The following is a 5,171-nucleotide window of genomic DNA, read 5'->3' on the forward strand; positions in this document are numbered from 1 at the left end:
GCCTCGACAAAGTTGACCAATTCTTCGGGCTGAACCGTCAGATCGGCATCTAAAATAATTAGGATATCACCAGTGGCTCGATCGAACCCCAAGCGCACGGCATCGCCTTTACCTTTGCCTGTTTGTTGAAATGCTTTAAGTGTAAAGTCACCATGATATTCGTTGACAACAGCCTGAATTGTCTCCCAAGTATTATCTTGGGAATGACCTTCGACAAAGATAACTTCTGTCTGTTTACCTAATTGGGGTAAACGATCGATCGCTGCGGCAATATTACCAGCTTCATTCCGGGCTGGAATAATCACACTCACAGTATAATCGCTGGTTTGACGTCGATCGATCTGCTTGCGCGCGACGATATAATTAGTCAAACCGAGATGATTGACGATCGGCAGGGGACTGAGATACCGATTGACAAAATTCGAGACGATCGGGATATATTTAGGCACCAAACATCGCCTGCCAATTTTCACAGGTTGATAACCCGTAATATTCAATAAATTGAGCACATCATTCATCGACAACCAACTCTGTGGCGGTTGCGGACGGCGTTGTCCGACCTTTTCGGCGATATGTAAAATTGGCTCCCAGAGGAAGTTATGAAAATCGATCGCAATTTTGGTGTGTGGGTGACAAAACTGCTGGAGATTTGCCAGTACTTGTTGAATATTAGTCAGGTCGCCTAGTACTTCTGAGAGGATAATATAGTCGAATTTGGTAGCGAGTAACGGACACTCAGTCCGGCTTTCTAGCTGCAGATCTTCAGCGTCGAGACAATAAAAATTCAATTGTGGATGCTTAGTTTTGGCGAGATTGACAACTACCGATGAGAAGTCAATCCCCACCCCGATTGCTGGATCGATCTTGGCAAGTAAATCGCCGGTACCACAGCCAATTTCTAAAACTTTACTACCCACCGGAATCAAAAACTGGTGCAATCGATCGAGATCTCGATAGTAATAGCGATTGCGTTGTGCCCACCAATCTAGTTTTAAGGCGATGGCATCAAAATGTTTTTGAGTACGCTCGGTAACTAGTCGATTGGACATAGACATTCCTCGTAAATAATCGCGATCGAGCATATCATAGATTAGTGTCGATACTACTTTTTGCTTGGATTTGTCTGTTGGCTAGATTATGATGTCGATCGATTATGGCATACCTATAAATTTTATAATCTTTGCCAATTTAATTCGCCATTGATATCGCGACTCCATTGCAACAAATTCGCGGTTTGTCCCATATACTCGCTTGATAAACCGATTGCTTGACGCGGAGCAATTGTCGCTAGATCGATCGCCTCACCTACATCGCAGACTCCCCATCGAACGAGGTTTTGGACGCCAACTAATAGCGATCGAGTCGTCCCAGAAAGCGTGCCATCTGGTAATCTCGCCGTACCATCAATGACCGTAATTTCGCGCTCGTCCCAGGGATACTTACCATCTGGTAAACCCAATGGCGAGAGCGCGTCACTGACTAAAAATAAACCTTCACTATACCTACCCGCCCTTACTAGTACCTTTAGCATCGCAGGATGAACGTGTTGCCCATCAGCAATAAAGCCGCATTTGACATGAGACTGAGTCAACGCCGCACCCAATAAACCTGGCTCTCGATGGTGCAAACTGGGCATCGCATTAAACGCATGAGTCACCATTGATGCACCACTAGTAAATGCACTCTCAGCCTGGGCAAAATTGGCCTGAGAATGCCCCAAACTGACGATGATGCCTAAAGACGTCAGATGGGAAACAATCGTGCCTGTCTGGTCTAATTCTGGGGCTAGAGTAATGACGCGAACGATCTCAGTATATTTGCTGAGTATCTTAGTAACAAAATCTAATTTCAAAGGTAGTAGGTACGCTTGCGGATGTGCGCCCCGCTTTTGTGGGTTGAGAAATGGCCCTTCCAAATGAATGCCAGTTATTTGGGCGGTATTGGGCTGCTGCTGTGCCATGTATGCCGCAAAAACTGCTAGCGATCGCTGGATATTCTCGATCGAAGTCGTAACGATCGTTGGTAAAAATTCATCCACACCTTGCGCCCACAGAAAATCACAAATCTGCTGCAATCGATTGTCATTCTGACAGGCTCCGCCAACGAAATCTGTCATCTGGACATCTGGAAACGCCAATCCCAACGCCCCATTGATCTGGAGATCGACCCCACCCAAGGAAATCCAATCGCCTGCTACATCTACAGTCGGCAGATCGATCGCGATCGATGGTGCAATCTCCATAATCTGCCGATCTCTAATTGCGATCTCCTGCAATCCCTCATAGCCTGGGATCCGAGCATTCGTAACTTTGCAATCTTTCATCAGGGAATAGGGGATAGGGATTATCGAATCAAGACACAGATTAGGGATTAAGCAATCCCACCGCCAACTATGATGATAGAGGAAATAGAGACACAGAGCAGTCTCTGACAATTACATCTGATCCCTATTCCCTATCCCCTATTCCCTATCCCCTAATCTATGACATCTCCATTAATCGGCATCATCATGGGTAGCGACTCCGATCTCCCCACCATGCAAGCAGCGATCGGCATCTGCGAACAATTTGAGATTCCCCATGAAGTGGCGATCGTCTCCGCACATCGGACGCCCGAACGGATGGTGGAATATGCCAAAACGGCTCGCACGCGCGGCTTGAAGGTAATTATTGCCGGTGCTGGTGGCGCAGCGCATCTGCCAGGAATGGTGGCTGCATTGACGCCGTTACCGGTCATTGGCGTACCCGTGCAGACCAAAACATTGCAAGGGATCGATTCGCTCTACTCGATCGTGCAGATGCCCGCAGGTATCCCCGTTGCGACAGTGGCGATCGGCAATGCTACCAATGCGGGCTTACTCGCCGTCCAAATCTTGGCAACTAATCAGCCAGAATTACTCGATCGCGTCGAAGCCTATCGCCAGAGCTTAGAAGCGATGGTTTTGGAAAAACAAGCCAAACTCGATCGAGTTGGTTATAAAAACTACTAAAAGATTACTGCGTAAAGAATAATCTTATTCTGGAGCCGATTTTAACAATCGATCTTATCTTGATACCTGATAGTACGGTAAAACACACTTTACAGGACTTCGTCGATAATGCTGAAGTCTCAATAAATGTATCTTGCTATACAGAAATTTTGTATCTTCAAACACAGAATTATCCCACGACGATACATAATTAGTCATTTAATTAGCTCTTAATTACAAATACTCTGCTAAAGGATAGAACAAGTGTTCAAAAGAATTCTCCTTGTATGTTTAATGGCCGCATGGCTGCTCAGCGGCCCCCTCATGGGCAATGCGCTGGCAGATCCAGTTAAGACCCCCGCTATGGATTTCGATGGGATCAACACTGGCGACACCGCCTGGATGCTAGTTTCGTCGGCATTGGTGCTACTAATGACTCCAGGATTGGCGTTTTTCTATGGTGGTTTGGTGCGTTCTAGGAACGTCCTCAACACCATGATGATGAGCCTAGTCTTGATGGCCGTCGTCGGTGTGACTTGGATTCTCTGGGGCTATAGTATCGCTTTTTCGCCCGACTCCGTCGTCCGCGCCGCAGATGGTACCGTCAAAGAAGTGATTACCAATCAATTTTTTGGCAACTTAAATTGGTTTGGGCTAACTAATGTTGCCTTTGACAAACCCGATCCGGTTGGCTATGCTCCGACAATCCCTCATCAATTGTTCATGATTTACCAGATGATGTTTGCCATCATCACGCCAGCCTTGATTTCTGGGGCGATCGTCGAACGGATGAGCTTCAAAGCTTACTTCTGGTTTATCTTGATTTGGTCTACCATTATTTACTCCCCTCTGGCTCACATGGTCTGGGGTAAAGGTTATCTGGGTTCCCTCGGCGCGCTCGACTTTGCAGGCGGTACGGTCGTACACATCAGTTCTGGTGTTTCTGCTGTTGTGGCAGCCTGGATGATCGGCTCCCGTAGAACCTACCCCAACCAACCAGCAGCACCGCACAATGTGCCGTATGTGCTGCTGGGGATCGGATTACTGTTCTTTGGTTGGTTCGGATTTAATGCCGGTAGTGCGCTCGGTGCCAATGGTTTAGCAGTAGTTGCATTTGTCTCTACTGCGGTTGCTAGCTGTGCTGGTGGCTTAATGTGGATGATCTTGGAGTGGGTGCTGCGGACTAAACCTACTGCGGTAGGGATTGCCAGTGGTTTCTTGGCTGGTTTAGTTGGAATTACTCCTGCGGCTGGTTTCGTGACTCCATTAAGCGCGATTCTGATCGGTTTGATTACCGCTACTTGTTGCTTCTTTGCTGTCAGTCTGAGAGCAAAATTACAATTTGACGACTCCCTCGATACCTTCCCCGTTCACGGTGTCGGTGGTACGGTTGGTGCGATTCTGACTGGGATCTTTGCTACCAAAGCTGTCAATGGTGCTGGTGCGGATGGCTTGATCGTCTCTGGCGATCCCTCGTTATTAGGCAAGCAGATCGTGGCAACCCTCATTACATACGCGATCGCTGGTGCTGGTACGTTTATCATCATCAAAGTCTTGAGCTTGGTGATGGATCTGCGCGTCAAACCCGAAGCCGAATACCAAGGCTTGGATATCAACGAGCATGGTGAAGAAGGTTACGGTGAAGAGTTTGCTGCTGGTCTGAGTCTGGCTGAGAAAGAAGGATAGAAAGTTAGTTGATAATCGATCGTTGATAATCGATCGCTAGCAGAAACCCGACTTCTTTAAGAAGTCGGGTTTCTAATTTCTAGTTTTTAATTGTTTATATGTCTTTAAAAATATAGGCAACCCAGAAATACATTCGAGCATGAAAAACTAAGTGTAAATCGATTATCGAGCTTGTCTGGCGATCGCGACTGTGACTGCTTTTGATTCAGCATCGAGTCGAAATTTTTGCTTGGGTACTAACAAGATATCGGTCTGAGCTGCACATAAAGCTGCTGCTTCGGCGACACTAGCCGTCCCGACTAGTGCCGCAACTAATTGAGACGAGTGTGCCATAGTAACGGAATTCAGCCGTTCTGGCGGATAAGTTTTTAAAAATAAACCAGATTCCTGGCAATATGCCACCAATCCCACCTCATTTGCCTTGCGATCGAGTGTTGCCAGTCCCGCAATTGTGGCAAGATCGAGATCGGACGCGGCGAAGACCGACTCGATCGCCTGTTGAATGGCGAATTTAGAT

5 protein-coding genes are annotated in these 5,171 nt (G+C 47.1%); 2 read left to right on the forward strand and 3 right to left on the reverse strand.

Annotation, left to right across the window (positions count from 1 at the left end):
* Positions 1-1,049, reverse strand: a 1,049-nt coding sequence (locus RMO84_RS20540) for a glycosyltransferase (RefSeq protein WP_310490295.1), incomplete at its 3' end; no start/stop codon positions are given.
* A 122-nt stretch (positions 1,050-1,171) separates the two neighbouring features.
* Entirely contained in the window at positions 1,172-2,323 is a 1,152-nt protein-coding gene (gene nagA, locus RMO84_RS20545) for an N-acetylglucosamine-6-phosphate deacetylase (protein WP_310490296.1), read from the reverse strand.
* Positions 2,324-2,482: 159 nt separating this feature from the next.
* Here nagA and purE point away from each other — a divergent pair, with 159 nt between their 5' ends.
* Positions 2,483-2,989 (forward strand): 5-(carboxyamino)imidazole ribonucleotide mutase, encoded by a 507-nt coding sequence (gene purE, locus RMO84_RS20550; RefSeq protein WP_310490297.1) that lies wholly within the window; start codon positions 2,483-2,485, stop codon positions 2,987-2,989.
* Positions 2,990-3,292: 303 nt separating this feature from the next.
* Positions 3,293-4,654 (forward strand): ammonium transporter, encoded by a 1,362-nt coding sequence (locus RMO84_RS20555; protein WP_396135911.1) that lies wholly within the window; start codon positions 3,293-3,295, stop codon positions 4,652-4,654.
* Positions 4,655-4,816: 162 nt separating this feature from the next.
* On the opposite strand, the gene RMO84_RS20560 is transcribed toward RMO84_RS20555, so the two are convergent.
* Positions 4,817-5,171 (reverse strand): cobalamin biosynthesis protein (locus RMO84_RS20560; RefSeq protein WP_310490299.1); only part of this gene is annotated, 355 nt, incomplete at its 5' end.

It is taken from the genome of Chamaesiphon sp. VAR_69_metabat_338 (assembly GCF_031423935.1).
GTDB lineage: Bacteria > Cyanobacteriota > Cyanobacteriia > Cyanobacteriales > Chamaesiphonaceae > Chamaesiphon.

Excerpts from the sequence above, each read along its gene's own strand:
- nagA (WP_310490296.1), bottom strand. The coding sequence starts at position 2,323 with ATGAAAGATTGCAAAGTTACGAATGCTCGGATCCCAGGCTATGAGGGA.
- purE (WP_310490297.1), top strand. The coding sequence starts at position 2,483 with ATGACATCTCCATTAATCGGCATCATCATGGGTAGCGACTCCGATCTC.
- RMO84_RS20555 (WP_396135911.1), top strand. The coding sequence starts at position 3,293 with ATGGGCAATGCGCTGGCAGATCCAGTTAAGACCCCCGCTATGGATTTC.